The 478-nt window shown below is 46.7% G+C and carries 1 protein-coding gene; it reads left to right on the forward strand.

All coding sequences use genetic code 11. The features are described from left to right. A partial coding sequence (locus tag A3735_RS10230; RefSeq protein WP_156499585.1) for a proprotein convertase P-domain-containing protein occupies positions 1–474 on the forward strand: 474 nt, incomplete at its 5' end. Positions 475–478 lie beyond the last annotated feature (4 nt).

Here is a 478-nt window from a genome sequence, read left to right on the forward strand (position 1 = left end):
GCGGGTAACACCTACAGCTTTATCTTTAATACAGTTGGCGCCTCTGGAACCATCGCAGACCTAAATGTTTACATTGATATTGAACACACTTGGATGCAAGACCTAGATATCTTTATCACAAACACTTTTACAGGTACCGAAGTGCAGCTATTCGACCAGTATGGTGGCTCAGGTGATAACCTAGCTCAAGTCACTTTTGATGACGAAGCAGGAACTCATATAAGCACTGTCGCAGCGCCTTTTGGCCCAGGAACCTTCCAGGGCACTGAATTGCTTTCAGCATTTGATGGCGAGTCACTCAGCACTGTATGGCAACTTACCATCTTCGATAGATTAGCTGGCGACACAGGTACTCTTAATGCTTGGGGTATCAGTGGTGATACTGCCGACTCTGTGTCAGTAGCCGAGCCAGGTACTCTTGCTTTGCTTGGTCTTGGACTAGCAGGCCTTGGCTTTACTCGTAGAAGAGTTTAAGCAT

Source organism: Oleiphilus sp. HI0061 (assembly GCF_001635675.1).